The sequence below is a fragment of the Paraburkholderia sp. GAS38 genome (assembly GCF_050434965.1).
Taxonomy (GTDB): domain Bacteria; phylum Pseudomonadota; class Gammaproteobacteria; order Burkholderiales; family Burkholderiaceae; genus Paraburkholderia; species Paraburkholderia phenazinium_A.
This window is the reverse complement of record NZ_JBNDJO010000007.1, coordinates 137,279-164,150: the sequence shown is the minus strand read 5'-3', so window position 1 is coordinate 164,150 and position 26,872 is coordinate 137,279. Positions and strand designations below refer to the sequence as shown.

Sequence of the window (26,872 nt, the reverse complement as noted above, 5' to 3'; positions counted from 1 at the left end):
CTGTCCGGGGCACCGGTGCACTGCGTGTACTATTCGATTTGAACGCAGCGGATGATCGCTACCTATGCAGCAACATCCACAGTGTCATTGCAGCTCGTCGCGAAAGCGGTCCAGGGAGACGATGGAATGCGCGTACTGATCGTCGATGATCACGAGCTGTTCAGGGCCGGATTGGCGCTTTTACTAAGAGAGCTGTATCCGGGCATCGAGTTGTTGCACGCGAGTACGCTGTCGCAAGGCTTGCATCACGCGCGCGGCGAACTCCTGAACATCGTTTTTCTCGATCTCGATCTTCCCGATGGTCACGGTTGCGAGGCGCTTGCCGAACTGAAGGAGTCGCGACCGTCGTTACCGGTGATCGTGATATCGGCTGACGAGAGCATGGAAACCATTAGTCGATGCATCGAACTCCGTGCCATGGGATACGTGCCCAAGTCGTCACCTCCTGAAGCGCTTCATGCAGCGATAAGCGCGGTACTTGTCGGAGGTGTGTTCCTGCCCGCCTCCAGCATCGCGAGGTTCAGGCACGACATCGGCACAAGCGAAACGCCGGCAAATGAACCAGGGCACGAGCGGCCCGGCGGCAGTTCGGAAATAAGCAACGCAGCCGGGCTAGGACTCACGCCGAGAGAGTTCGAAACGTTGACGTGGCTGGTGCGCGGACTGCCATCCAAGGCCATTGCCTTGAAGATGGGACTCGAGGACGTCACGGTACGGAAATACGTCAGTCATCTGCTTGCGCACTTCAATCTGCGGCGCCGTACGGAACTCATCGTCATGCTGGCCGATAGAGGGATCAAACTCGGCGTCCCGCCAGTCACGGATCCCGAGCATGATCGAAGCCTGTCGGCTGTTGCGCGGCAACGAACCGACTGACTTCCGCAAGCGTACTCTCCGGCGCGGAAGACTTTCGCAACAGCACGAACGGCTCGGGAAAATCGCGAAGTGCGTGAGGCGACACCAGTTCGCCCGTGATGAACGCAACGGGAAGCACGCCTGCCCAGGCGAAATGCTGCCTGATCCGTTCGGCGACCTCGATGCCGGTCGGCCCGTCGCGCAGTCTGATATCGGTGACGATGATGTCGGGTGCGCGGCCGTCGTCGGCGAGAATCGCTTCGAATCCCGCCATCGACTCGGCGGTATCCACCAGTGCGCCAGCACTGAGGAACAACCGGCGCAGGCCCTCGAGAACGGCCGGTTCGTCGTCGCAAAGCAGGATGTACTTGTCCTTGAGGATCGACGTGAACGCGTCGTTGCTCCGATTGTCTGTCTCGACGACAGGTGTAATTTCCGATATCGGAGCGTACATGGAAAAGCGCGACCCGCGCCCTTCGACCGACCAGAAACGCATGCTGTGCTTCGGCAGAATCCCGACAACCCGATGGACGATAGACAACCCGAGTCCCAGGCCCTTCGAGCGATCGCGACCCGGGTTGCTGATCTGGTAGTACTCGGCGAATATCGCATCCCGATGCTCGGCCGAGATACCGACGCCTGTGTCCCATACGTCGATGCGAAGCCGTTCTCCGATCTCCACCCAGCCGATTACAACGCCTCCCGCAGCGGTGTTCTTGATCGCGTTCGATACAAGATTGGACAATGCCCGCTTGAACAAGGCGCGGTCGCTGTCGATGGGCGGCGGCCGCCGCTGCCGCACGCTGCTTCTGAATTCGATGCCCCGCGACCTCGCCGGTTCAAGGTATTGCTCGAAAACTTCCGTCAGCAGATCCTGCGTATCGACCGGCGCCAGGTGCGGGACGTATGAGCCTAATTCACTGTAGTCCTGGATATCCTTGAACATGTCGAGAATGTCGCGTGCCGTTTCTTCGATGACATCGAGATCATGGCTTGCGGCGTGTTCGTCTTCGAGTTTTATCCGCGCGCTACGGATGAAAAGATTTATCGCGGCGAGGGGCTGCTGGATATCGTGGTAGGCCGATGAAAAGAACCGCTCCTTCTCTTTGACGAGTTCTCTCATGCGTTCGTTTTGTTGCCTGACCACGCGGGACGCGGCGTCGACGCGCGCCTTGGCTGCGTGCAAGGTGCGCCGGAATATAAATTCGCGCCGGGCAGCGCGTTCAAACTGAATGCTGACAACCGTGCCGACGATATACATCATCGGCACCATACGTCCACGGGTAATCCAGTCGTCCCACTGCGTGGCAGCGCTGCCCCGAGGCCAGAGGTAAAGCGTCATGCGGAACGTGACAACGCATAGTCCGACTAGCCACGCCACCGTGATTGCACGGAGTCGGAACGACGTGAATATCACGAAAAGGGTCAAATATAAGAAGGGGAAGACTTCCCGAATGGCCAGGTCAATCGGGTAAGTTACGATCATCCTCATAAGGGCGAGCCAGCAGCTCAGCGTCCAGACGCACATCAATCCGACCGCCCATCGCTCGTCAAAGGCACGCGGCCCCCACGTCAACCATACCGGGATCGCCATACCCACCGCGCCGGCAAGCTGCACGAGGCCAACGTGGTTGATGCCTCCGGGATCGAGCCTGTCCAGCCGCCAATAGTCGTGGATGGAAAACGCTATCCACATCAGCGTGAAGATGGTGCCGGCCAGCCTGCGTTGGCCCGCGTAGCGACGCGCATAGTCCATACGGAAAGCACGCTCCACAGCCTCCGAGCCGAACTTGCGTACTACGAACTGTGACCATCTCATGAGGCTGCTCGATCGGAAAGCCACCGTGGCTGGATGGTGCGCGGTATCAGGCGTAGCCCCCTCGTGCGTAGCCAACGTGCGGCAAAAGCAGCATAACAGGTCGCCATCGGCGCCATCAGCCACAAATGTATCGGCACCGTGGTGTGTAACTGCCCGCGTCGTCCTGGGTCAGGAAGGTGCTCCGGCACGCGAGGTGACGACCGAGCACGTCACCCGGCACGTCACCCGGACCGGACAACAGGAGTGCCTACATCTTTCGCCGGTGGCACGCCTCCGTTGCCTACGCATGTGCGTTGCGACAGTGTCTCGTCTGACGAAGAATAAGTATGACAGCAACGCTGAAAGGGCACGCGTCCGAATGCACCCAGACCGGTTGATCGTCGCAACTAGCCGAATCTGCTTTGGCCCCTGCGAGGACTGCTGTCGATCAACGAATGATGCACGGACCCATCCATCGGACTCCGAAGGAGAATTTTCATGAAATTTTATCGATCGATCCCTATCTGTCTTGTCCTGATAGCGGGAAGCATCGCAGACGGATGTTTCGCCCAGACCGCGATCAACCCGCAAGAGTCCGTGGCGGATAGCAGCGCCCCGACGGTTCCAGCGGTCGCGCTTCCGTCTGTCGCACCGGTCGCCTCTGTTTTCCCTGGAAAGACACGCGAGCAGGTGACGCGCGAGCTGGAAGACTTTCAGCATAGTGGCCAGGCGGCGCAGATGCTGGAGCTTTACAAAGGTGGCAGCTAACGAACCGTCGGACCGTCCCGGGTCAGAAGAAGGGGTTTTCTACCAATAGCCCGCCACCGGATTCGCTCCGGCCCTCACGCCTCAGCCGCGCGATGTATCCGCAGCGGCAGCAAAGTCGCCGCCCCAAAAGCCAATAGATGAAGGCAGGAGAGCATCGCAAACGCCATCAGAAACTGCTGTGGCTGAGCGCTCATATGATCGTGCATGCTCAACGAAATGACCACGGCGAGGAGCGTGGTCACCACCGGCCCGCCTACCCTTTGCGCAATGTTCAATGCCGTATTCGCCACCGCAATCCGTGCTTTCGGAATCGACGCATACGCTGCCGATATCGACGGTATCGCGATCGTTCCTTGACCCACGCCGGCGAGGAAAAGACTGATCACAGCCCATGTCGACGAGAACTGATGCCCTGGCATCCAGAGGAACGCGATCGTGCTCAAAAAAGCCAGCAACGCCCCTCCTGCCGAGACCGCGCGGCAGCCATATCTTTCGGTCAGGAATCCCAGCAGCGGAAACGAGCACATCATGCCGACGCCCGTCGAAGCCACGAGCCAACCCGCTTGCGCCGCGGACAAGCCACAACCTGCGATCAGGTACAAAGGCACCACCAGTTGCCGGCCAAACAGAACACCGTTGGCGAAAAATTGCGTGACCGCGGCGACAGAGAAGGTTCGCTCCGCGAAAACCCGTATGTCGATTAGCGCCGAACTGCCCTTGCGGAAGGCGTGCCGCAAGAACCCCGCAAACAACACCGCGCCGGCGAACAATACCCACCGCCCCTCTGCCCGCGACGCATTTTGCAGCCCGTAAATGAGCGCGACGAGGCCAGGTGAAATCATCGCGAAGCCGAGAAAATCGAACGGACGCTTCTGTACAGATACGGTATCGCGCGCGAGCAGCCACGCAGCCAGTCCGACACCCAGAATGCCGACAGGTACGTTGAGGTAGAACAGCCAGGACCACGCCGCGTGCGCAAGGATCGTCCCCGCCAATACCGGACCGAGAATAGGGCCGAGCAGAATGGGCAGCGCGGCGTAGCCCATCACACGCGCCATGTTTTTTCCCGCTACGCGCGCAATCATCATCTGGGTCATGGGGGCCAGCACGCCGCCCACCAGCCCCTGGAATACGCGCGCACCAATCAGTTCGCCCATCGTGCGGGACGCGCCGCATAAAACCGACGCCAGGGTGAACGTCGAGAAGCAGAGAATGTAGAGCCGCTTCGCGCCGACGCGGTCCACGAGCCAGCCGTTGAGCGGCAACATCAGCGTCATGGCCAGCAGGTAGCCGCTCACGATCCACTGCGCAGTCGCAATCGGTGAGGCCAGCGTGTGACTGATAGTCGACAGCGACACATTGACCACGGTTGAATCGACCTGGGTCATAAACGGCCCAATCACCGCGACGATGGCCACCTTCCAGACAGACGGACTGATCCCGTCGGACACGCTAGCGTGCTTGTCGATATGGGTCATTGCTCGCTCACGTCTCGGCCAGCCGCTTGATGATCCCCGCAGCCCTGAATAGCGTGTCGCGCTCCTCGGCGTCGAGTTCGGCGATCACTTGCGACAACCACATCAGCTTCGCTTCGACATTCTTTTTGCGCAACTGGACACCCTTCGGTGTCAGTTCGATCAGCATCTGACGACCGTCGGTTGCGTGCGGCGTGCGCGTGACGATGCCCATGTCCTCAAGCGAGGTAATGGTCGTGCCCATCGACTGCGGCTTCATCTTTTCGGCACGCGCGAGTGCTGCAGTCGTGGCGGCCCCGTCTTTAGCCAGCCGTGACATGACGAGCGCCTCCGTCATGGAGAGTTCTCCCCCATAGGACTCGTTGCGGGTACGTCGAATCAGCAGGCCTAAGGCCTGCATGAGATCGAGAACGGACTGCTCGAAGGTACTGGTAGGCATGATCTTTCAGCGGCAAGTGAATTGAGCGTGCGGCAATAGTGAGGGTAGACAGCCAAACTTGCAAGTTAACCTTTTAAGTTTGACTGTCTAGTTCGAGTCGCTATGCGTGCTGGCGCATACCATTCATGACGGTTCAGGCGCGCTTCAAATCCTGGCGCTTACGGCGCTCAAGCGGATTGGGTGCGTCTGCATCGATTTTTCTCGCCTTCCATGTTTACATTTTATTTTCATTTGCATTACACTTACTCTCACTTACTCCGACGTAAGTGCACTTGTCAGTGTTTCTCGACCTGCCTCCTTCCCTTGGGTGTGCAGGTCTTTTTTTGTCCACTCGTCTCGGACACACACCCTCCCTCTCCTCAAACTGCGCCCTCACCGTTCGCTCAACGCCCCCGCCCACGGGCTTGACGGCGCGCTGGACGCGGCGATCGCCCGGGCCCTCAGCGCCACTGCGGGCGTGTCGTCGGAGAAAACATGTGGCCTATTCATGTTACGAAAAGCACACACTTTATTTACCTATCTCAAACAAATTTTGACGAAATATTTCTGCCCTGATATGTTTCCGTACACGAAATGAAAGACAGATGCAGCCCTGTTGTTGGGCGGCAAGAGCAGTAGGGGTCGCAAGCGGGCGCAACGCATCGTTGCCGGCATTGCAGAGACACGAGAGGCGCCCGGCAATTCCATTCATTGAGGATAACTAATTCCATACCCTGATAAACGGGGTGAGGTGGGTATTGCTCGTTTGAAAAACATCCAGGGCTTCCTTCCATGGAAGCTGACACGTCTCATGCCAGATCAGGCCTATTAATTAGTATACCTACTCAAATTATCGAGAAACCAGGCAAGGCGGTGGGGTACCGCGAACGAAGGGGCTCGCCAGGCCTCTTCGTATAACAACCGGCGTTAGTGGCAAGAGAGAGAAACATGAGACAGAAGGCTTTAGGTTCGGCCATACGAAAAATACTTTGGGCCGAAGTGGCTATAACGGCTGTGGTGGGCAGTTCCGCCTTCGCCCAGAGTCAGCCATCGGCAGCAGGGGCTGTGGCTGCATCGAGCGCGACGGTCGCGCAGGCGAGTACGCAAGACGGTGCCACGGCGCCTGCTGCTGCAACGGACGCCGCAGGTACGCCGGGTGTCAAGCAGCTCAAGAAATTTGAAGTCACGGGTTCGCTGATCCGCACGTCGGACAAGGTCGGCAATATCGAAGTTCAAACCATTACGGCGAAGGACATCCAGCAAAGCGGCTACACCACCGTCTCCGACTTCCTGCGCGGTACCGCGGCCAATTCCGCGAGTAGCTGGTCGCAGTCCACGATGAACAGCTCGGCGCCGGGCGGAGCCGGCATTGCACTGCGCGGCCTGAGCGAAAAGTACACACTGGTGCTGGTGGACGGACAACGGGTCGCCAACTACGCGCAAGCGGTGAACTTCACCGACACCTTCTTCGACGTCAACTCGATTCCGCTGAACATCGTCGATCATATCGATATCGTCAAGACGGGGGCGGTGTCGATTTACGGCTCCGATGCCATTGCCGGTGTCGTCAACATCATCACCAAGAAGAACTTCCAGGGCCTGCAGCTCGACACCCAACTGGGCAAGGCACAGCACCCGGGCAATGGCCAGGGCAGCTTTAGCGTGCTGGGCGGTTTCGGCGATCTCAACTCCGATCGCTTCAACGTCACGGCCGCGGCCAGCTACTACCGCGACAGCGGCTCGACACTTGCCGATCGCGACATGACGTCGGGTCAGGATTTCACGCAGTACGACGGCGGCCACGCAGCGCCGCTTGGCCCGAACCAGCAATCGTACTGGGCCACTCCCGGCGGCAATGTGGCGTTGAACCCCTGCCCGCCCGGCAGTACCGCGGCGAAGAACGCCGGCCAGTCATGCACGTACAACGTCGCTGCCGGCACCTCGTTGACACCCGCCGTAACGCGCCTGAACGCAAAGGTTCGCGGCACCTTCAAGCTCGACGAAGACACCGAAGCGTACGCCGGCTTCTGGGTGAGCCGCGACGAAAACGTGCAGTTGCAGGGCCCTGCTTCGATCAGCAGCACCACCAACGTGTTCAACCCATCTGCGGGTTCCGTCTCCCCGCTTCCGCGCACGGTGCCGGCCTCGAATCCGTTCAACCCGTTTGGCGTGGCGACGCCGATCAACCTGACGTTCCCGAACAACGTCGGCGTGGCGGATACCGTATCGACGTTCTGGATGGCTTCGACCGGCGTCAAGGGTTCGTTCAACACCGCGAAGCTCGGTAACTGGGACTGGTCCGCTGATTACGGCCACTCGCAAAGCACGGTCGACACGACGTACTCGAACCGCCTGAACGTGGCGGGCCTCGAGAATATGCTGATGAACGGCACGTATAACTTCGCGAATCCATCTTCCACGCCGAACGGCCTGAATGGCGTGTTCACGGACGACAATCAGCAGTCGATTTCGAAAGTGGATAGCCTGACCGCCAAGACCTCGACGGCGAACCTGTTCACGTTGCCGACGGGTAACGTCGGTCTCGGGTTCGGCACGGAATTCCGTCATGAGTCGTCGGTGATCAATCCGCAGACGCTGTCGTCGCAGGGCATCACGGCGCCGGCCAACGTGCAGTCTGTGGATAGCTCGCGCAATGTGGCCGCGGCGTTCTATCAGATCGATATTCCGCTCCTCACCAACCTGACCTTCACGCAAGCCTCGCGCTACGACCACTACAGCGACTTCGGCGGCGCCTTCTCGCCGAGCTTCGCCCTGCGCTTCCAGCCGATACGCATGCTGACCACCTACGCATCGTTCAGCCGCGGCTTCCGCGCGCCGACGGGCGTCGAAAACTCGCAGGCGGTGTATCTCGGTCACCAGAACCTGGTCGATCCGTACGATCCGAGCGGCGTGCCGACGAAGCACTTCACCACGGAGCAGACCACCGGCAATCCGGATCTGCAACCCGAACACACGAAGAACTACAACATCGGCTTCCAGTTGTCGCCCGACGCGCTGACCGATATTGGTGCGGCGTTCTACAAGGTGCACATCGACGGCGTGATCGGCACGGCAGATCCAAACGCGGAGCTTCAGGCGAACGATCCGTCGACCGTGGTGCGCAATCCGGATGGCACGATCCGCTATATCGTGCAGCCGTTCGTCAACCTCGGCTCGCTCGACACCGACGGCTTCGACATGAACTTCCGTAAAGCGCTTCGCACCACTTACGGTACGTTCACGCTGACCGGCGACTGGGCTTACGTATGGCACTACAAGCTGCGTAGCCCGGGCGCGGCGCCGCAGGACTTCGCCGGCAACAACCTCGCGTATCTGCAACCGTTCGGCGCCAGCACGCCGCGCTGGAAAGGCAATACGACGCTGGCCTGGGACTTCCACAACCTGACCACCTCGTTGACCTGGCAATACACAGGCCCTTACACGAACGCGGTGGCGGCGGAGTTCGGCGACGGCGGACCGGGTTCGGTGGCGTCGTACAGCCAGTTCAACTTGATGGCAAGCTATCGCGGCATCAAGCACTGGACGATTTACGGCGGCATCACCAACCTGTTTGACCGCAAGCCGCCGTTTGACGTCGAGTGGCAGGCGACGCCGGACATCACGGGTTACGACCAGTCGCTGTACACGGACCTTGGCCGCTTCTTCCAGGTCGGTGCGACATACCGCTTCTGACGGTCTGACTGAAGTAGTAACGACTGAGTAGTAAGCTGCAAGCTGCGCCGCTTCCTGTGCGATTTAAGCAGGAAGCGGCGCAGCGCCCCGCAGACCTGTCACGTTTGTCCATTGCTCGCCGCCTCGGGCGAGCGCTGCAATTCGCCCTCAACGACGCGCCAGGTCCCGCACCTCTACAACGTGGCCGTAACCCCGCCATCGACATACAGGATGTGACCGTTCACGAAGTTCGAAGCGCCGCTCGCCAGAAACACGGCGGCGCCGACCAGATCTTCGACATCGCCCCAACGCCGCGACGGTGTGCGGCCGATCAGCCACTTGCTGAACGTTTCATCCTTGACGAGGGCCTCGGTCAACTCCGTCTTGAAGTAGCCTGGGCCGAGACCGTTGACCTGAATGCCATGTTGCCCCCAGTCGATGGCCATGCCCTTCGTCAGCATCTTGACCGCGCCTTTGCTTGCCGTGTAAGCCGCGATATTCGGCCGGCCCAGTTCGCTCTGCACGGAGCAGATGTTGATGATCTTGCCGCGTTTGCGCTCGATCATATGCCGCGCCACCGCCTGCCCGACCAGAAACACGCTGTCGACATTGGTCTTCATGAGCTCTTGCCATTGCGCATGAGTGAACTGCTCGAGCGACGCGCGGCGCTGCATGCCGGCGTTGTTGACCAGAATATCGATCGCGCCGATCTCACCTTCGATGCGCTCGATCGCTTCCTCGACGGCGCCTGCGGACGTCACATCGAAGCGCGCCGCGTGCGCGACCGCGCCCTCGGCCTGTAACCGGCTCACCGCCTCCGTGAGCGGCGCTTCGCTGCGGGCATTCAGGATCACCTCGGCCCCTGCGGCAGCAAGCCCTCTTGCCAGCGCATAGCCAATCCCGGCACTCGAACCCGTGATCAACGCACGACGTCCCGATAGATCGAACATCTGCAGAATGTTTTCCAACTTGAATCCTCCTGATTTTCGCTGCCGGCGGCGCGCGTCAAACGTCGTTCATCGCCGTCGACACACCCCGCCTGCGGCACGTCCGCCAGTTTACGCGCAAACGTCGTCTTGCCGCAGCCGGAGACCCATTCGTCCTCAGGACACCGGCGTGAACTTGAGCTGGCCGATCGGCGTCACCTTGTCGGTGCGCACCAGACCATAGGCCGTCTTCGGGCCAAGCCACTTGTCGAAGATGGCGCTCATCTCGCCGCTCTGCTCCATCGCCTGGAGCGCCTTGTTGACCGCATCGAGCGCGGCCGGCTCGTTCTGGCGCAGACCCACGGCGATCGGCTCGATCAGCATCGGCTCCGCGGCAATCGCCACCGCGCCGTCAGTGCCGTCGACCTGCTTCGCGATCTTGGTAGCCGTCATCTGGTTCGTGACAAAGCCTCGCACCTTGTTCTGCTCGAGCGCGAGGAAGGCAGAACTGGTGTCGTGGAAGGTGACAGCCTGGCCGTCCTTGATCGAGAGCGGAATCGACTGTGCGGACGTGGAGCCGTCCGCCGCGCTAATCTTCTGCCCGGTGAAATCGGTCAGCTTTTTGCTCGCATCCGCCTTCTTGACGACCAGCACTTCCTTCGTCGAATAGTAAGCGTCGCTAAAGGCGATCTGGGTCGCACGCGTTTTGGTGTACGCGAGGTTCGCCACCACCAGATCGACCCGCCCCAACTTCAGTTGCGGAATGCGCGCTTCGACGGCGAGCGGTTCGAGCTTCGCCTTCACGCCGATGTGCTTCGCGATGGCGTTGCACAGGTCCACGTCCATGCCTTCGAGCTGACGCGTCTGCGCATTCGGATACGAAAACGGTTCGACGTTCGAATAGACCCCACAGGTCAACTCGCCGTGGCTCTTGATATCGGCCAGTTGATCCGCGTAAGCCGGGGTAAAACACGCGGCGGCGCCACCAAGTACCAGCATCCCCGCCACCATCTTCTTTACGTGCATTGTTTTGCTCCAGAGGTATATGAGTAACGCAATCAAACCGGATCAGTGCGTGCGCAAGTCCGAGAGGAATCGCTGCGCGCGTGCATGCTTCGGCGACGAAAAGAATTCGCCGGGCTCCGCTGTTTCGAGAATCTTGCCGGCGTCCATGAACCAGACCCGATCGGCGACCTCGCGTGCGAAACCCATTTCGTGGGTCACGCACATCATCGTCATGCCGTCCTGAGCGAGGCTTTTCATGACGTTCAACACTTCGCCGACCATCTCCGGGTCCAGCGCGCTGGTGGGTTCGTCGAACAGCATCGCGGGAGGATCCATCGCCAGGGCCCGGGCAATGGCAACGCGCTGCTGCTGGCCGCCGGAGAGTTGCGGCGGATACGCCTTGCCCTTGGCGGACAACCCGACGCGCGACAGCAGATCCGCGGCCTTGCGCTCCGCCTCTGCCCGCTTGAGACCGTTCACACGCATGGGCGCGAGAATGATGTTCTCCGTCACGGAGAGGTGCGGGAACAGGTTGAACTGCTGGAACACGAACCCAATGCGGCTTCGGTAAGCGTTCAGACCGAGCTTGCGGTCGTGGATGTTCTGCCCATCGAACGCAATCTGCCCGCGGTCGATTTCCTCAAGCCGGTTGACCGTCCGAATCAAAGTCGACTTACCCGAACCGGACGGACCGCACACGACGACCACTTCGCCTTTGCGGACCTCCGCGTTGACGTCCACGAGCGCGTGATATTCGCCGTACCATTTGTTGACGCTGGAAAACTTGATCATGGGGATTCCTTCGAAATGCTGAAGCGCCTAGTTCTCGGTGGGCAGCGGGTGGTTCATCGAAGCACTCGCCGTCCTGCTGTTCTTCGCCGCCTTGCCAGCCCGCTTGCGCGTGACGCGGCGCTCCAGATACTGCGCGAATTGCGTCAGCGCATAACACAGGACAAAGTAGCTCAACGCCAGAATCAGATATACGGCGAACGGTTTCGTCAGCAGGCGGTTGTTGATCTGATCCGCTGCGAAGGAGATTTCCTGAACGTTGATGATGTAGCCAAGCGAGGTCTCCTTCACCGTCGAAACGAACTGCGTGACCATGCTAGGTACCACGTTATAGAGCGCCTGCGGCAGGATCACCGCGCGCATGGTCTTCAGGTAACTCATACCCAGCGCACGCGAGGCTTCGGCCTGTCCTTTAGGCAGTGCTTCGATACCCGAACGAATGATCTCGCCCAGATACGCCGAGTCGTAGATCACGAGGGCGCACAGCATCGTCACGAAACCCGTGACGGGGTAGCCCGTCAAGACGGGCACCAGAAAATACACCCAGAAGATCACCATCAGGAGCGGGATGCCCCGCACCATGTAGACGAGTCCGGTAGCCGGCGCGCGCAGGAACGCGAACGGACTGATCCGCGCGAGCGCTACCAGAATGCCGAGCGGGAAGGCGATCACCAGCGCCGATAGCGACAGCAGAATCGTCAGCACAATCCCGCCGATCGGACCATGCGGATACTGCCCGATCAGCAGCAGCGTCCAGTTGTCGCGCAAGATAGCGAACATGATCACTTCACTCCTGGAATGCGGTAGTACGTAGCGAGCTTCGCTCCCAGCAGCATGATGACGAGCGAGATTGTTAGGTAGACCACCGTCGCCACAAAGTACGATTCGAAGGACAGGAAAGTTTCGTTCTCGATCTGCCGCGTCACGTAGGTCAGTTCCGCCGCCCCGATTGCCATGGCCAGGCTCGTGTTCTTGAAGAGCACGACCGCGTGATTGACCATCTGCGGAATTGCATTGCGCAAGGCCTGAGGCAAAATCACAAAGCGCAGACCGTCTAGAAAGTTCAGCCCCAATGCACGCGACGCCTCGTACTGGCCATAGGAAATCGCGCGCAAGCCGCTGCGGATATCTTCGGAGAGGTAAGCACCGCTGCACAAACCGATCGCGACGACGGCAAAGATAAACTGGCCGTTGTAGTCGTTCAGAATCGTCTGCAATCCGGTGGGCAGAATGTACGAGATGCCGAAGTACCAGAACAGGATCTGCACGAGCGTCGGGACGTTGCGATGGTAGGCAACGAAGGCCGCCACGAAAGCGGTCGCGACTCGATTGTGGGTCAGGCGGATCAGCGTGAGCAGAATGCCTACGAACAACGACAGCAGCCACGCTAACGCGGCCATCGCCAGCGTAAGTTCGACCCCGTGCAGAAAGAGCGCGCCGTAGTCACCTTGCAGCACGGTTGCCAGGTCAAAATGAAGTTTCATGTTGCACGCCCCAATGATTCGGATCGGACCGGTGCCGCGCGTTAGACAATCAGCGGCCACACCGTTTTCAATGCGAAGACACCGTTGACTCCTGCATTGATTTCATACTAGCTCGCGAAAATTCAAGGTTGCAGACGCCTTTCTTCTGGTCCAATAAGTTTCGCGAATGATGCGGGTGAGGCCCGTGGGACGGCCCTCTGGGCGAGGTTGTGCATGTCTTTTGTCTCCGTTGGATAGCGCGTTTTGCGCCACCCTTATTTTTAGACGCGCTTTGGCATCGAGGCCAAAGCGCGTACCGAATCGAATCGGATCAAACGCGAGCAAGCGCGCGCAACGCGCTCAGACAGCGGCCGGTGCGCCCGTCAGGACTTGCGGATTGACCGGTGTCGGCGGCTTGCCGGGCGTGGCGCCAAGACCGAGCGCCGCAAGCAGGTTGTCGACGCACAGCGAGGCCATAGCCCGCCGCGTGCTGACCGAGGCGCTGCCGATATGCGGTGTGAGCACCACGTTGCTCAGCGCCAGCAGCGCCGGGTTCACGGCCGGTTCGCCTTCGAACACGTCGAGCCCTGCCGCCGCGATGCTGCCCTCGGCCAACGCCTCCGCCAGCGCGGCATCGTCGACCACGCCGCCGCGCGCGATATTCGTAAGCGTCGCCGAAGACTTCATCTTGCGAAGTTCCTGCAGGCCGATAGCATGGTGGGAACTGGCCGAATACGGTACGACGATAACGAGGTGATCGGCTTCGAGCAGCAACGTATCCTTGTCGACATAACGCGCGCCGCAACTCGCCTCGATATCCGGCGAGAGCTGCGAGCGGTTGTGATAGATCACCCGCATGCCGAAACCGAGCGCCCCGCGCCGCGCAATCGCCTGACCGATGCGGCCCATCCCCAGGATCCCCAAGGTTGAACCGTGCACATCGCTACCGACGAACATGTCGTAGCGCCCGGTCTTCGTCCACTCTTCGCGGCGCAGAAAACGTTCGGACTCCGTGACGCGCCGCGCGGCCGCCATCATCAACGCAAAGCCGAAATCGGCCGTGGTGTCGGTCAGCACGTCCGGCGTGTTGGTGACCAGCACGCCACGGGCCGTGCAGGCTTCGACATCGACGTTGTTATAGCCCACGCCGATATTGCAGACGGCCTTGAGCTGCGGACAGGCGTCGAGCAAAGTTGCGTCGATCCGGTCGCTGCCGGCCGTCAACGCCGCGCTCTTGCCTTGCAGGCGCGCGATGAGTTCGGGCTGGGTCCAGAGGGTGTCGTCGGGATTGTCGGTAACGTCGAAATGAACCCGCAGGCGCGCCACGATATCGGGAAACGACGCGCGGGTAACGAGGACCGATGCTCGCATGAAAAGGCTCCTGGTAATGCTACTCGGATGATGTTCTCGCGGGCGAGCCGCAGCTTGCCCGACTTACTCCGCCGGCTCGCGTTTGATGGTCGTCAGTCCGCCCGGCACCTGCAGCGTGGGCAGAATTTCCATATTGCTAATATTGACAGCGAGCGGTGCGGCGATCGCGAAGGCGATGGCGTCGGCGATATCCGACGGCAGCGGCAATTCGAAACCGTCGATGAATTTCTTGCGCGCCTCTTCAATATCGCCGTGGACGTGGCCGAAGATATCGGTAGCCACGCGCCCCGGGCAGATCTCCGTGACGCGCACGCGCCTGCCGGTCGCATCCACCCGCAACTGCCGCGACAAGGCATGAATCCCGGCCTTGGTCGCGTGATAGATCGAATTGCCGTTGAAGTTGTAGATGGCCGCAATCGAGCTGATGTTGACGATATGCCCGCGATCGCGCGCCACCATGCCCGGCATCGTGAGGCGGACCAGGTGCAGGACCGCCTGCAGATTCACCTCAACCTGCACGTCGATATCTTCAACGCCCGCATCGAGAATCGAGCCCTTGCGCGACACGCCGGCATTGTTCACGACGATATCGAACGGCACGTCCTGAGTCAGCTTCGTCACGGCGTTCAGATCGCAGACGTCGATCGCATGCGGAATGCAACCCGTGCGCTTTGCCAGCTCGCCCAGACGGTCGGCGTTGCGTGCCAGCGCGTGCACCTCGAGTCCTTCGCGGCAGAAGCGCTCGACGATCGCTGCGCCCATTCCCGTCGAAGCGCCAGTCACCAGCGCGGTCTTATAGTCTGAAAACGGCATGAATTACCTCTATCTGGAGTTCTACGAAATGTCGTACCCGCGAAATAACGTCCTTCGGGGTAGACGACTGCCTTACTGATCAATGTATACGGCGGGGAAAACCGCCGCCAAGACGAGTTGGGTTTGAAGGGATAAGCCGGGCTTATGACGAACCGCCATGGCCTTGCAGAACCGAACGAAGCCCATTGAAGCCGCTCACCGCACCAGCTTCGATATCGGCACCACCCGTCCGCCCGCGGCTTCGATTCCGCCCCGCACCGTGCGTGCGAGCTCGACTGCGCCAGGCGTATCGCCGTGCAGCAGAATCGACTGCACGGTGACCTTGAGCTTGTTACCCGCAATCGTGGTGATCGTGCCGTCCTCGAGCAGCTCCTTGACGCGCGCGAGCACGGCGGCGCGGTCCTTGATCACCGCCCCTTCCAGCTTGCGCGAGACCAGCGCGCCCTGATCGTCGTAGGCGCGGTCGGCGAGGAAGGTATTGGCCGTGCGAATGCCGATGCGCTCGGCGGCCCGTTCGATTTCCGTATTGGTCGACACGCTGATGATGAGGTCGCGGTCGAACTCGGCGACCGCCCGCACGAGCGGCTCGGCCAGTTCATACGACGCCGCCGCCATATTGCCGAGCGCCCCATGGAAACTCATGTGTGTGACGCGGTGTCCCGCAGCCTTCGCAATACCGGCCAGCGCGCCCATCTGATAGAGCACGTACTTGGCCAGCTCCAGCGGGTCCGCCTGCATCTGCCGTCTGCCGAAACCCAGCAGGTCGGGAAAGCCGACATGCGCGCCAATCTCGATCTGCCGCGCCAGGGCCATGCGCACCGTCTTGTCCATGATGACCGGGTCGCCCGCGTGATAGCCGCACGCGACATTGGCCGACGAGACGATATCGAGCATCGCTTCGTCTTCGCCCATGGTGTAAGGCCCGAAGCCTTCGCCGAGGTCGGCGTTCAGATCGATTTCCATCGTCCACTCTCCGTTTGTCTGATCAATCGATGTCCGGTGAAGCACCGCCGCGCGTCATCAGCCGCAGCGGCATGCGCGTATGAAGCCGTTTCCTAGGTCGACGATGCTGACGATGCAGCAAGCTCCAGCAATGGCGTGCCATAGCCGACGTGGCCGGCGTGCGGCGCGAGCCATCGGATCACCTTGCCGTCCACGGGGGCGACGACCGGGACACACAACTCCGCGATCCGCAGCAGACCTACGACATCGCCCCGCCTGACGTGAACGCCGACGGCTGCAAGCGGAACGGAGGAGCGCGCGGGGTGTGTAGTGAGAAAGACCCCGACCGAGGATGCGTTCACCTGTGTCGTCTGCTTCCGCGAATCCTGTGCATCCTGCGCGCGAGACGCACCATGCGCAGCGGGCACCGGGCACACGCGCTCCTCGTCATCAACTTCCCGCTCCATCGACAACCGCACCACCGTCCCGGGCCGGCTGATTTCGATGAATTCGATATCCACCGCCGCCAGCCACGAAGTGATTTGCCGAAGTTCGCTGAGTTCCACTTCGATGTTCTGTGTCATGTGTCAATGTCTGGAACTGCGAAAAAGGCCAACGAGGTTGCGGACCTTGAGCAGGTAGCGCTCCACTTCTTCGAGGGCCGCCACCGCCTCCGGATAGGTCGTCTGCACGAAACGCAGCTTCGTGCCGATCCGTGCCTGCGCGAGTCGCCACAGGTCCGCTTCGATCACCGTGCCGATCTTCGGATAACCGCCGGACGGCTGCGCGTCGCGCAACTGGATGATGGGTTGGCCGCTATGCGGCACCTGAATCACGCCGGGGACGATGCCGTGCGAACGCTTTTCGATCGTGTGCGTCGCACTCAATACCGGCCCCGCCAGACGATAACCGTAACGATCGCTCTGCGGCGTCACCTTCCATCCTTCGCGCCAAAAGGCATCGAGCGATTCCGGCCGGTAGCAATCGTATTCCGCCGCCGGCAGCACGCGCACCACCGTTTCCGCCGCATCGGCCACAGGCGTAGCAAGCGGGCCCGGCAGCGAGTACTCGGGCGGCACGGCGCCAAAACCCACCTCGGGCAACGCCGCACAGCCGTCGCGGCCGAGCGCCTGCACCACGTCCCCTTTCTGAAGCTGGCGACCGTCGTAGCCGCCGAACTGCCCCCGCAACTGCGTGCTGCGCGAGCCGAGCACCACCGGCACGTCCACGCCGCCCGCGAGCGACAGATAGCAGCGCGTGCCGCTGGCCGGCACGCCGATCGTCAGCACGTCGCCCTTCTTCGCCTGCGCGGTCCACCAGGGGAGAATGGGACGGTCGCCGAGCCGCACGGAACAATCGGCTCCCGTAATGGCGAACGCCTGGTCGTCAAGGAAGCGCACGCGAAACGGGAACATCGGAATCTCGATCCCCGCCGCGTCATCAGGATTGCCAAGCAACAGGTTACCCACCGACAGCGCCAGCCGGTCCATCGCCCCGGCCGTGCCGACGCCGTAACGCAGGTAGCCCTCGCGCCCCTGGTCCTGCACGGTGGCGAGCGCCGATGAAGACAGAATCTCGATCATGGGACGATCCTCTCGACGCGAAAGCGAATCATGTCGCCGGGCGCCAGCGTGGCCGGGTTGTCGCGGGTCGGGTCGAAGAACGACATCGAGGTGTGGCCGATGGTGTTCCAGCCGCTCGGCCCCGCCGATGCCGACACGCCCGTCTGCACGCCGCCTATCGACACCGCCCCGCCCGGCAAGCCGAGTACCGGCACCTTGCGGCGCGGCGTGGCGATACGCGGATCCATGCCGCCCAGATAGCAGTAGCCGGGATGGCTGCCGAGCGCATAGACCGTATAGAGCGGCGCGCAGTGCATCCGCACGACTTCGGCGACGGACAGGCCGGTGTGCGCCACTACGTCGTGCAGATGCGGCCCGAACTCGCCGCCATAGGCCACCGGCAGCTCCACCACTTTCCCTTCGACCTGCAACTCGGCGGCCGCATCCCATGCCTCGCGCAACGCGGCGCCGAGCGCATCGGGGTCGGCAGGCGGCGTGGAAAACGTCAGCATCAGATTGGTCACGCCCGGTACTGCCTCGCGCACGCCGGGCCACGCCTCGACCTCGCGGGCAAGCGTCCAGATACGGCGTTGCACACGCAGATCGAGCGCGCCGGGCGCCTCGAACAGCATGGCCGTCGTGCCCAGCATGCTGATACACAGTTTGGCGTCCGAATCGTCCTGTTTCATTACGGTGGCGGTCCTGTTTGAATCCGGTCGCATCCATCCGGTGATGTCGGCGTGCGTGATCGACGCCTGCTCAATGGTGGGCGTCATGCCTGTTTCCTCTTTGCCAGCCAGCGTTCCAGATGATGAATGTCGACGCCGCCCGCACAGAATCCCTCGTCCTCCAGCACCGCCCGATGCAACGGCACATTGGTATGGATGCCTTCCACGCGCATTTCCGCCAGCGCGAGCCGCATACGCACGACGGCCTCGTCGCGAGTGGCCCCATGCGTGATGACCTTGGCGATCAACGAATCGTAGTACGGCGGCACCACCACCCCGCTGCTGACATGCGAATCCACCCGCACACCGTTGCCACCCGGCAATTCCCACGCCGTCACCTTGCCGGGGCAAGGCGCAAACGTAAACGGGTCTTCAGCGTTGATGCGGCATTCGAGCGAATGTCCCACTGCGCGAATCTCCGGCTGCCGCACGGTCAACGCGTGGCCTTGAGCAATGCGAATCTGTTCCCGCACGATGTCGATGCCGGAGGTCATCTCCGTCACCGGATGCTCGACCTGCAGGCGCGTGTTCATTTCGATGAAGTAGAACTCGCCGTCTTCAAACAGGAATTCAAACGTGCCGGCGCCGCGATAGTTCGTCTGCCGGCAGGCCTCCACGCAGCGCTCGCCGACCTGGCGGATGAGCGCCGGGTCGATGCCCGGCGCGGGCGCCTCTTCCAGCACCTTCTGATGACGCCGTTGCATCGAGCAGTCCCGCGAGCCGAGCCACAGCGCATTGCCGTGGGTATCGCAGAGCACCTGGATTTCGACGTGGCGCGGATGCTCGAGGAATTTCTCGACGTACAGTTCCGGCTTGCCGAATGCGCGGCGCGCTTCCTCACGGGTCACGGATACCGCTTCCAGCAGTTGCGCGACACCGTGCACGACCCGCATGCCGCGGCCTCCGCCACCGCCCGCCGCCTTGACGATGACCGGATAACCGATCTCTTCCGCGACCCGCAGGATCGCTTCAGGGTCATCGGGCAAGCTGCCATCCGGACCCGGCACGCACGGCACACCAGCGGCCCGCATGGCGCGTTTGGCCGCCACCTTGTCGCCCATGGTACGGATGGATTCGGGTCGCGGGCCGATGAAGCTCAACCCTGCGGCTTCGACCTGTGCTGCGAAATCGGCGTTCTCCGAGAGGAAACCGTAACCGGGATGCACGGCCTGCGCGCCGCTGACATGGGCCGCAAACAGGATCGCGGCGATGTTCAGATAGCTCTGGCCCGGCGCAGCGGGACCAATGCACAGCGCCTCGTCCGCGAGGCGCACGTAGCGCGCCTGCGCGTCCGCCTGCGAGTGGACCGCCACTGTCTTCAGACCGAGTTCGCGGCAGGCACGCTGGATGCGAAGCGCAATCTCACCGCGGTTAGCAATCAATACCTTGTCGAACATCGTCATTCAACCGAGAAAATAGCCACGTCGTCACATTCGAATGGCGATAGGCGATTCAGCTCACGCATCGTCTTCACGCCCCCACGCGGAACAACGGCTGGCCGAGGTCCACTTCGTCGCCCGGCTTGACGAGAATCTCGACCACCGTGCCGCCGAATTCGGCTTCGAGCGCGTTGAACATCTTCATGGCTTCGATCGTGCACAGCACCTGGCCTTCTGCGACCGTGTCGCCGATGTTCACGAACGGCGCTTCGCCCGGCGCCGGCGTCAGATGGACGATGCCCGACATGGGTGAGCCCACCAGCCGCGATTCGCTCACGGCCGCAACCGGATGAGGCATGGTTCCTTCAAGCGGAGACGGCGATACCGTGCCTGTCAGCGGCACCGCTATACCCTCATCCTCCACCGGATCTGGACCAATCGCGGCAGCCCGATCGCGACCATCGCCGGAGCGCGCCACCCTGTCGCGCCGCAGCGCTTTGACAAGCCGGATCTTTTCCTCGCCCTCGATCAGTTCGAGTTCGGCGAGCGGCGAGTCGGCCAGCAGGTCTATAAGGCCCTTAATCTTCTGAAGATCCATCTTTGAGTCCATGCCCCGTTAGACGCATGTCGCGCCCACCCATCTGGAGCCGGCGCGACTGACGATGGACTCAATGTATCCGGCGCATAAAAAATGCGCCAAGACGGTTTGGGTTTGTAGCGATAAGGCGCGCTTATGTATCGGCGCCGGACTCCGAGCGCACGTCGAGCGCGAGGTCTCCCGCCAGCTCCAGCAGGATGTCCTTGACGGCCGCGGCGGGCTCGGAAAGAGGAAGGTGGTCGGACAGGCAGACCGACAGCGGGATCTTGATCACGGGGGACACGATGCGGCACTGCACGACGTCGCCGGCCGCCGCCACCACGCGAGCGGTGGAGTCCGGCAGGATGGTCGCGCCGATGCCCGCACTCACGGCCGCCGACAGCGTCGATGCCGATTCGATCTCGGCGACCACGTTCGGGATCATCTGCACGCGGGCGAATCCCTCGTCCACATACTTGCGCAGGTAGTTGTAGGGGCGCGGCAGCAGCAAGGGCACGTCGCGCAAGTCGGTCACGTTGATCTGATCCTGCGCGATTCCCATGCTGCGCGGCGCAACGAGGAACAGTTCCTCGTTCATCAGCAACTGGAACGACAACCCATGGACCGGCTTGTCGCCGTAGAGGACCGCCATGTCCATGCGACCGTTCATGATCAGCTCGCTCAACGTGGTGCCGAAGTTCTCGTTGATGTAGAGAAGAATGTCCGGATGACGGGCACGCACCGTGCGCAACAGAGGCAGTGACAGCGCAGACGCACCCGTGCCCGGCGCCAGGCCAACCGACACCTGGCCCGATAAGGTCTGCCCCGCGCTCTTCACGTCGGCCTGCGCCTGCTCATACTGACGCAGGATCAATTGCGCGTGGCGATACAAGGTGGCACCCGCCTCCGTGGGCGTCACGCCGCGTTTCGTGCGGACCAGCAACTGCTGCTGAAACTCGTCCTCGAGCGTGATCAACTGCTGACTCAATGCGGGCTGGGCGATATGCAACACTTCGGAAGCCTGGGTCAGGCTGCCGATATCGACGATCTTCACAAAGTACTTCAAACGCCGCAGGTTCACGCTGGTCGCATCCATCACTGTGTACGGGATGCAACAATCATAAGGCAAGCGCTACGTCGCGCACAGCCCGAAAAAAACCCCTACACCGACGTTTCGCCGAGGCGAGCATGCTGCACCGCTGCGCAACGGCATCAACGACAAGGCGTGCGATCTGGGTGCACTGCGGCTAGAGCACGCACGTCATCGCGTCATAAGTGGATGTTATTACCCCAGCGGAAAGACGTCTTAGCGTCAACTTTTTCGCACGCTTACTGTTAGGGCTCGTTAAACGCCGTCGAAGGAGTCCAGTGTGAGTGCATCGCGTATCGCCGCCCGTGTCCAGCGCATCAAACCTTCGCCTAGCAGTGCCGCGGCCGACCGTGCCGCCGAACTGCGGCGCCAGGGCAAGACCATTGTGAATCTGGTGGTGGGCGAGCCCGACTTCGATACGCCCGAGCACATCCGCCGCGCCGCCTTCGAAGCCATGGAGCGCGGTGAAACACGCTATACGCAAACCGCCGGCACGCCTGCACTGCGCGCCGCGATCGCCGACAAGCTCAAGCGTGAAAACGGGCTTTCGTATGATCCGAAGCACATCATCGTGACGTGCGGCGCCAAGCACGCCATCTTCAATGCTCTGGCCATTACCGTCGAAGCCGGCGACGAAGTGCTGATTCCCGCTCCCTACTGGGTCTCCTACCCGGACATGACGCTGGCCTGCGACGGCGTGCCGGTGGTCGTGCCCTGCACCGAGAAAGACGGCTTCAAACTGACACCCGCGCTGCTCGAAGCCGCCATTACGCCGCGCACGCGCTGGCTGGTGATCAATTCGCCCACCAATCCGACCGGCGCAACCTATACGTCCGCTGAACTGCGCGCACTGGCCGACGTCCTGCTGCGCTATCCGCGCGTGCTGGTGATGATGGACGATATCTACGAGCATATTCGCTTCGATGGCGACGCCCCTCAACACCTGCTGTCCGTCGAACCTGCGCTGGCGAACCGGACCCTCGTCGTCAACGGCGTGTCGAAGACCTATGCGATGACCGGCTGGCGTATCGGCTACGCGGCCGGCCCGGCCGATCTGATCGCGGCTATGGATACGCTGCAATCGCAGTCGACCAGTAACGCCAGCTCCATCAGCCAGGCCGCGGCACTCGCCGCGCTCGCCGGCGACCAGAGCTTCGTCGCTCAATCCGTGCGGACCTATCGCGAGCGGCGCGACCACGCACTGGAAGCGCTCAACGCCATTCCGGGCATCAGTTGCCGGACGCCGGGCGGCGCGTTCTATCTGTATGTGAATTGCAGCGGCATGATCGGCCGCACCACGCCGCAAGGAAAACTTCTCGAGGGCGACGCCGACGTCGTGCTTTACCTGCTCGAACAGGTCGGCGTAGCCCTCGTCGCAGGCTCAGCCTATGGGGTATCCCCCTACTTCCGCATGTCGATTGCCACCCGCGTGGAGATCATCGACGACGGCTGCCGAAAAATCGCAGCCGCGGTGGCCGCACTGAACTGAGAGAACAAGATAGGACGCGGCAGCTCGCGTCACATCTTCGAATAAAAACACGCCGCGCCCTTCCGACGCGGCGGTTGACCTGAAATTTTCCATTCTTTCTCAAACGGCAAGGGGATCTTCTCGTGAAAAATAATACATTAGGTGTACTGACTGCATTGGGATTTGCATTGTCGGGGTCGGCCTATGCGCAGTCGAGCGTCACGCTGTACGGCATCATCGACGAGGCCGTGCGCTACGACAACCATCAGACCAAGACGGGCAGCGGCTCGCTCTTTACGATGGGCAGCGGCGGCGAAATTCAGGGCAGCCGTTGGGGCTTGCAGGGTAACGAGGATCTCGGCGGCGGCATGGCGGCGATCTTCCAGTTGGAGGGCGGCTTCACACCCAACACCGGCGCGACCCAGCAATCCATGCCGTCCGGCACGGCACGGCTGTTCGGCCGCACGGCTTTGGTTGGCCTCACCACCTCGTACGGCACGGTGACGTTGGGACGCCAATACACCCTGGTGCACGAAATGGGCTGGACGCATGACATCTATGCGTTTGCCAATTACACCGGCACGGTGGGCTTCCAGGGCGCCGGCGAAACCGGCGGTGGACGTCTCGACAATACGGTTCGCTACACCTCACCGACCCTGGCCGGCTTTACCGCCAAGACCGCCTATACGTTCGGCCAGACCGCCGGCAATTTCCACCAGTACTCGTCGCCGGCCGTCAGCCTCTCGTATGACCACGGCCCCTTGAGCGTGGGCGCGGCCTATCAGGTCATCAACGATATTGGCGGCCTGACGCCGGCCACGACCGAGTATGGCAGCACCTACTTCGGTCTGACGATTCCGGACAGCTCGCAAAAGGTCTTCACCGCGGGTGCAACCTATACGTTCGGCGCGGCAAAGGTTTACGGCTCCTATATCTTCAGCCACGTGTATCCGGCGGACTACCGCAACGACTCGTTCTCCACGGCCCTGATGTACTACATCACGCCTGCGGCCGTGCTCGATCTGCCCGTCTATGTGGACTTCGTTCATCACGCCGGACAGAGCGGCACGCGCATCACCGGCGGCCCGACGTTCGACTACTTCCTGAGCAAGACCACGGATGTCTATATCGGTGCCGATTACAACCATCTGACCGGCGCATGGATTCCGCTGGCCGCCGCCTCCGGTTCCAATCAACCGTTCTATGGCCATAACTCGCTGTTCGAAGCGGATATCGGCCTGCGTCACAAGTTCTAACGTTCATCCGAGCCACGCTCTGCTTCGCATCGCAGGAGGTGAAGCAGATCTTGCAGCGGGACTCGACCGATTTCATCGATTCACCGACAAGGCCTTTGCCATGCACGCACTCGTCATTCACGCACCGCTGGATTTGCGGATTGAAGACCTTCCGACGCCCGAGCCGGAAGCCAACCAGTTGCTCATCCGCGTGCGGGCCGGCGGGATTTGCGGCTCCGATCTGCACTACTTCAATCACGGCGGCTTCGGCACCGTGCGCATCAAGGAACCCATGGTCCTTGGGCATGAGGTATCGGGTGTCGTGGCGGGCATCGGCTCAGGGGTGACCGATATGCCGGTCGGCACCCGGATCTCGATCAGCCCGAGCCGGGCATGCGGTCTCTGCCAGTACTGCCAGCAAGGCTTGCAGAATCATTGCCTGGATATGCGCTATTACGGCAGCGCGATGCGCACGCCCCACGTTCAAGGTGCCTTTCGCCAGGAGATCGTCATCGACCGTAGCCAGGCACATGTCGTTTCGGATGCGCTCAGCGATGCCGAAGCCGCCATGGCCGAGCCGCTTTCCGTTGCCCTGCACGCGGTGCGACGCGCGGGCCCGCTGCTCGGCAAGAAAGTGCTGGTGACAGGATGTGGTCCGATTGGCGCCTTGATCGTCGCGGCCGCACGTCGTGCGGGTGCGGCGACGATCGTCGCCACCGATGTCAACGCGCTGCCGCTCGAAAGCGCGCGACGGGTCGGCGCCGATCTCGCCTTCAATGTCGCGGAACAACCCGATGCGCTCGCTCCCTTCGCCGTCGACAAGGGCACCTTCGACGTGCTGTTCGAGGCGAGCGGCAATGCTGCCGCCTTGCGTGGCGCATTCGACGTGCTGCGTCCCCGCGCGGTGATCGTTCAGGTGGGTCTTGGCGGCGACATCACGTTGCCGATCAACGTCGTGGTCGCAAAGGAGTTCGATCTGCGCGGCGCATTCCGCTTTCACGAAGAGTTCGCGGTGGCGGTCGAATTGCTGAACAAAGGCCTGATCGACGTCAAGCCGCTGATATCCCGCGTGTTTCCGTATCAGGATTCGGTGGCGGCGTTTCAAGCTGCCGGGGACCGGAGCAAGTCGATGAAGGTGGTCGTCAGTTTCGAGTAGTGCGCATCGGTCTGCCGTCGCCCGCGGGCGACGGCGGAAACGCTGGCGGAAAGCAAAAAGGCGCCGCCTTACGCCCGACCCGTACCACAAAGGTGTTGGTTTTTGAGCTAATTAACGCTGAGACCCGCGTCCCAAAGGGGATTGCGGGTCTTTTTCATGCGAACTCCGATGCCCTATAGTGAAGCAGAACAGTATTTTTTGCTTCACTATAATGAAGCAAAACTTGTCTTTTGCTAGCCTATAGGCTATCATTTATTGTGTTTTTGATAGCCTATAGGCCAGCAAAATGAACTCCAGAATGAGGCAACTCCGGCTTGAGCAGGTCCAGGCGTCGGTCGCAGCGTACTCGGATTTGACCGACCTTCGGCCCCCGCCGCGTGGATGGCTGAAGGCCATCCGAGAATCGTTAGGGCTCACCGAGCGACAGCAAGCCGACAGATTAGGCATTGCCGGTTCGACCCTGCACAAATCGGAGTTGGCGGAAGCTGAGGAGCGAATCACGCTCGGACAACTGCGCAAGCTGGCTGCCGGGCTGGACTGCGAGCTGGTCTACGCTCTGGCGCCCAGAAAGCCACTGACTCAAGTGGTCGAAGACCAGGCGCGCTCAATCGCCCTGCAGGAGGTGAGCGGAGTTGCGCACACCATGAGTCTGGAAGACCAACGTCCGGCAACCGAGCGACTTCGCAAACAGGTTGAGCAGAGAACGGCGGAACTGCTCCGGGGTCGCTGGTCCGACCTATGGCGATAGATTTAGACGAGCAGGACGGCCAGACACCGCTCGACCCTGACGAGCTTGCAGGTCTGATACCGACGCACCTGACCACCAAGGGCGACCTGAATGACTGGGAGCAGGAGAACATCCTGCAAGCCGTGCAATGGGCTCGCCGTCAACGCAAGGCCGATGTCCTCAGTGAAGTGTTCTGTCGCAACCTTCACAAGAAAATGTTCGGCCACACCTGGTCGTGGGCAGGCACGTTCCGCAAGTCCGACAAGAACATCGGATGCGACTGGACGCAGGTCAGCGTCAAACTCAGAGATCTTTTCGGTAACACGCGGTGGTGGGTCGACAACGACACATTCCCGCCCGATGAGATTGCCGCACGATTTCACCGCGAGCTGGTGTGGATTCATCCCTTTCCAAACGGCAACGGTCGACACTCGCGAATGATGGCTGATGCGCTCTTGCGCAGCATGAAACAAGAGGCGTTTTCATGGGGTGGCGGCGGAACATTGGTTAAAGCGGATAACGCCCGGTCGGATTACCTAACCGCCTTGCGTGCAGCGGATAAAGGCGACTACGATTTGCTCCTGGTCTTCGTGCGAAGCACTGCTTAGCCGTCGTCGCGCCACGCCACGCCACGCCACGCCGCGATCGCGAGCGC

Annotated in this window: 25 protein-coding genes; 8 read left to right on the top strand and 17 right to left on the bottom strand. The window is 61.4% G+C overall.

The genetic code is table 11. From position 1 onward, the window contains the following. Nucleotides 1-126: 126 nt before the first annotated feature. Nucleotides 127-876 carry a response regulator transcription factor gene (locus P3T42_RS18450; protein WP_429306843.1) on the top strand — a complete coding sequence of 250 codons (750 nt, stop codon included), beginning with the start codon at nt 127-129 and terminating at the stop codon, nt 874-876. Here P3T42_RS18450 and P3T42_RS18445 read toward each other — a convergent pair. Then, nucleotides 818-2,674 (bottom strand): hybrid sensor histidine kinase/response regulator, encoded by a 1,857-nt coding sequence (locus tag P3T42_RS18445; RefSeq protein WP_074296244.1) that lies wholly within the window; start codon nt 2,672-2,674, stop codon nt 818-820. The two genes, P3T42_RS18450 and P3T42_RS18445, sit on opposite strands and share 59 nt — an antisense overlap. A 477-nt stretch (nt 2,675-3,151) precedes the next feature. Here P3T42_RS18445 and P3T42_RS18440 point away from each other — a divergent pair, with 477 nt between their 5' ends. Next, entirely contained in the window at nt 3,152-3,421 is a 270-nt protein-coding gene (locus P3T42_RS18440; protein WP_429306842.1) for a hypothetical protein, read from the top strand. Between the two features lie 74 nt (nt 3,422-3,495). Here the strand turns inward: P3T42_RS18440 and P3T42_RS18435 are convergent, their stop codons facing one another. Further along, nucleotides 3,496-4,899 (bottom strand): DHA2 family efflux MFS transporter permease subunit, encoded by a 1,404-nt coding sequence (locus tag P3T42_RS18435; protein ID WP_429306841.1) that lies wholly within the window; start codon nt 4,897-4,899, stop codon nt 3,496-3,498. Between the two features lie 7 nt (nt 4,900-4,906). Then, nucleotides 4,907-5,335 (bottom strand): MarR family winged helix-turn-helix transcriptional regulator, encoded by a 429-nt coding sequence (locus tag P3T42_RS18430; RefSeq protein WP_074296247.1) that lies wholly within the window; start codon nt 5,333-5,335, stop codon nt 4,907-4,909. Between the two features lie 927 nt (nt 5,336-6,262). Here P3T42_RS18430 and P3T42_RS18425 point away from each other — a divergent pair. Further along, nucleotides 6,263-9,007 (top strand): TonB-dependent receptor, encoded by a 2,745-nt coding sequence (locus tag P3T42_RS18425; RefSeq protein WP_429306840.1) that lies wholly within the window; start codon nt 6,263-6,265, stop codon nt 9,005-9,007. A gap of 173 nt (nt 9,008-9,180) precedes the next feature. Here P3T42_RS18425 and P3T42_RS18420 read toward each other — a convergent pair whose 3' ends face one another. The 14 genes from P3T42_RS18420 to nac all read right to left on the bottom strand — a co-directional run bounded on the left by P3T42_RS18420 (nt 9,181) and on the right by nac (nt 21,622). Further along, nucleotides 9,181-9,936 (bottom strand): glucose 1-dehydrogenase, encoded by a 756-nt coding sequence (locus tag P3T42_RS18420; RefSeq protein WP_429306972.1) that lies wholly within the window; start codon nt 9,934-9,936, stop codon nt 9,181-9,183. Nucleotides 9,937-10,089: 153 nt separating this feature from the next. Further along, nucleotides 10,090-10,938: a transporter substrate-binding domain-containing protein gene (locus P3T42_RS18415; RefSeq protein WP_429306839.1), complete on the bottom strand. Its 849-nt coding sequence runs from the start codon at nt 10,936-10,938 to the stop codon at nt 10,090-10,092. A 42-nt stretch (nt 10,939-10,980) separates the two neighbouring features. Then, a complete protein-coding gene (locus P3T42_RS18410) occupies nt 10,981-11,709 on the bottom strand; it encodes an amino acid ABC transporter ATP-binding protein (RefSeq protein ID WP_074296250.1) in 729 nt (242 codons plus the stop codon). A 27-nt stretch (nt 11,710-11,736) separates the two neighbouring features. Then, the gene (locus P3T42_RS18405; RefSeq protein WP_074296251.1) at nt 11,737-12,486 is read right to left on the bottom strand and encodes an amino acid ABC transporter permease; all 750 of its coding nucleotides are present in this window, start codon (nt 12,484-12,486) and stop codon (nt 11,737-11,739) included. Between the two features lie 2 nt (nt 12,487-12,488). Then, the gene (locus P3T42_RS18400; protein ID WP_074297519.1) at nt 12,489-13,190 is read right to left on the bottom strand and encodes an amino acid ABC transporter permease; all 702 of its coding nucleotides are present in this window, start codon (nt 13,188-13,190) and stop codon (nt 12,489-12,491) included. 339 nt (nt 13,191-13,529) lie between these two features. Further along, nucleotides 13,530-14,540 carry a 2-hydroxyacid dehydrogenase gene (locus tag P3T42_RS18395; RefSeq protein ID WP_429306838.1) on the bottom strand — a complete coding sequence of 337 codons (1,011 nt, stop codon included), beginning with the start codon at nt 14,538-14,540 and terminating at the stop codon, nt 13,530-13,532. Between the two features lie 63 nt (nt 14,541-14,603). Further along, nucleotides 14,604-15,353, bottom strand: coding sequence for an SDR family oxidoreductase (locus P3T42_RS18390; RefSeq protein ID WP_074296253.1), 750 nt, complete (start codon nt 15,351-15,353; stop codon nt 14,604-14,606). A gap of 195 nt (nt 15,354-15,548) precedes the next feature. Beyond that, nucleotides 15,549-16,316, bottom strand: coding sequence for a LamB/YcsF family protein (locus P3T42_RS18385; protein WP_429306837.1), 768 nt, complete (start codon nt 16,314-16,316; stop codon nt 15,549-15,551). A 92-nt stretch (nt 16,317-16,408) separates the two neighbouring features. Continuing rightward, entirely contained in the window at nt 16,409-16,879 is a 471-nt protein-coding gene (locus P3T42_RS18380) for an acetyl-CoA carboxylase (RefSeq protein ID WP_429306836.1), read from the bottom strand. Nucleotides 16,880-16,882: 3 nt separating this feature from the next. Further along, nucleotides 16,883-17,878, bottom strand: a complete 996-nt coding sequence (locus tag P3T42_RS18375) for a biotin-dependent carboxyltransferase family protein (protein WP_429306835.1) — start codon at nt 17,876-17,878, stop codon at nt 16,883-16,885. Next, nucleotides 17,875-18,546 (bottom strand): 5-oxoprolinase subunit PxpB, encoded by a 672-nt coding sequence (pxpB, locus tag P3T42_RS18370; RefSeq protein ID WP_074297524.1) that lies wholly within the window; start codon nt 18,544-18,546, stop codon nt 17,875-17,877. The genes P3T42_RS18375 and pxpB overlap by 4 nt, the downstream gene beginning before the upstream one ends. Nucleotides 18,547-18,629: 83 nt before the next feature. Continuing rightward, a complete protein-coding gene (accC, locus tag P3T42_RS18365) occupies nt 18,630-19,982 on the bottom strand; it encodes an acetyl-CoA carboxylase biotin carboxylase subunit (protein WP_429306834.1) in 1,353 nt (450 codons plus the stop codon). A gap of 73 nt (nt 19,983-20,055) precedes the next feature. Further along, a complete protein-coding gene (locus P3T42_RS18360; RefSeq protein WP_429306833.1) occupies nt 20,056-20,562 on the bottom strand; it encodes an acetyl-CoA carboxylase biotin carboxyl carrier protein in 507 nt (168 codons plus the stop codon). 133 nt (nt 20,563-20,695) lie between these two features. Continuing rightward, nucleotides 20,696-21,622: a nitrogen assimilation transcriptional regulator NAC gene (gene nac, locus P3T42_RS18355; protein WP_074297526.1), complete on the bottom strand. Its 927-nt coding sequence runs from the start codon at nt 21,620-21,622 to the stop codon at nt 20,696-20,698. A 289-nt stretch (nt 21,623-21,911) separates the two neighbouring features. Between nac and P3T42_RS18350 the strand changes: the two genes are divergently transcribed. The 5 genes from P3T42_RS18350 to P3T42_RS18330 all read left to right on the top strand — a co-directional run bounded on the left by P3T42_RS18350 (nt 21,912) and on the right by P3T42_RS18330 (nt 26,825). Then, entirely contained in the window at nt 21,912-23,120 is a 1,209-nt protein-coding gene (locus tag P3T42_RS18350; protein WP_429306832.1) for an aspartate transaminase, read from the top strand. A gap of 122 nt (nt 23,121-23,242) precedes the next feature. Continuing rightward, the gene (locus P3T42_RS18345; protein WP_074296258.1) at nt 23,243-24,355 is read left to right on the top strand and encodes a porin; all 1,113 of its coding nucleotides are present in this window, start codon (nt 23,243-23,245) and stop codon (nt 24,353-24,355) included. A gap of 100 nt (nt 24,356-24,455) precedes the next feature. Beyond that, entirely contained in the window at nt 24,456-25,490 is a 1,035-nt protein-coding gene (locus P3T42_RS18340) for an L-idonate 5-dehydrogenase (RefSeq protein WP_074296259.1), read from the top strand. A gap of 286 nt (nt 25,491-25,776) precedes the next feature. Then, entirely contained in the window at nt 25,777-26,238 is a 462-nt protein-coding gene (locus P3T42_RS18335) for a mobile mystery protein A (protein WP_429306831.1), read from the top strand. Beyond that, the gene (locus P3T42_RS18330; protein WP_429306830.1) at nt 26,229-26,825 is read left to right on the top strand and encodes a mobile mystery protein B; all 597 of its coding nucleotides are present in this window, start codon (nt 26,229-26,231) and stop codon (nt 26,823-26,825) included. The genes P3T42_RS18335 and P3T42_RS18330 overlap by 10 nt, the downstream gene beginning before the upstream one ends. Nucleotides 26,826-26,872: the final 47 nt, after the last annotated feature.